An 812-nucleotide genomic window follows, 5' to 3' on the forward strand; every position below is an offset into this window, starting at 1 on the left:
GAAGACGCTTACATCCTTCTCCATGAGAAGAAGCTCTCCAACCTGCAGGCGATGCTCCCGGTTCTCGAAGCCGTCGTTCAGACCGGCAAGCCGCTCCTCATCATCTCGGAAGACGTCGAAGGCGAAGCTCTTGCAACGCTGGTCGTCAACAAGCTGCGTGGCGGCCTGAAGATCGCTGCCGTCAAGGCTCCTGGCTTCGGCGACCGCCGCAAGGCCATGCTTGAAGACATCGCCATCCTGACGGGCGGCACTGTTATCTCCGAAGACATCGGCATCAAGCTGGAATCGGTCACGCTCGAAATGCTCGGCCGCGCCAAGAAGGTCTCGATCACCAAGGAAAACACGACGATCGTCGACGGTTCGGGCCAGAAGTCCGACATCGAAGGCCGCGTTGCCCAGATCAAGGCTCAGATCGAAGAAACCACGTCCGATTACGACCGCGAGAAGCTGCAGGAACGTCTTGCCAAGCTGGCTGGCGGCGTTGCCGTCATCCGCGTCGGCGGTGCGACTGAGATCGAAGTCAAGGAAAAGAAGGACCGTATCGACGACGCGCTGAACGCAACGCGCGCCGCCGTTCAGGAAGGTATCGTACCTGGTGGTGGTACAGCTCTGCTGCGCGCTTCCGTCGTCCTCAACATCAAGGGCGCCAACGAAGACCAGACGGCCGGCATCAACATCGTCCGCAAGGCGCTGCAGTCGCTGGTTCGCCAGATCGCTGAAAATGCCGGTGACGAAGGTTCGATCATCGTCGGCAAGATCCTTGAAAGCAACACCGACAACTACGGCTACAACGCCCAGACCGGCGAATTTGG

The 812-nt window shown here is 59.6% G+C and carries 1 protein-coding gene; it reads left to right on the top strand.

Annotation, left to right across the window (positions count from 1 at the left end; translation table 11 throughout):
* Positions 1-812, top strand: an 812-nt coding sequence (gene groEL, locus AB4Z52_RS36220) for a chaperonin GroEL (RefSeq protein ID WP_442222615.1), incomplete at both ends; no start/stop codon positions are given.

This window comes from Rhizobium sp. 2YAF20 (genome assembly GCF_052114685.1).
Lineage (GTDB): Bacteria > Pseudomonadota > Alphaproteobacteria > Rhizobiales > Rhizobiaceae > Rhizobium.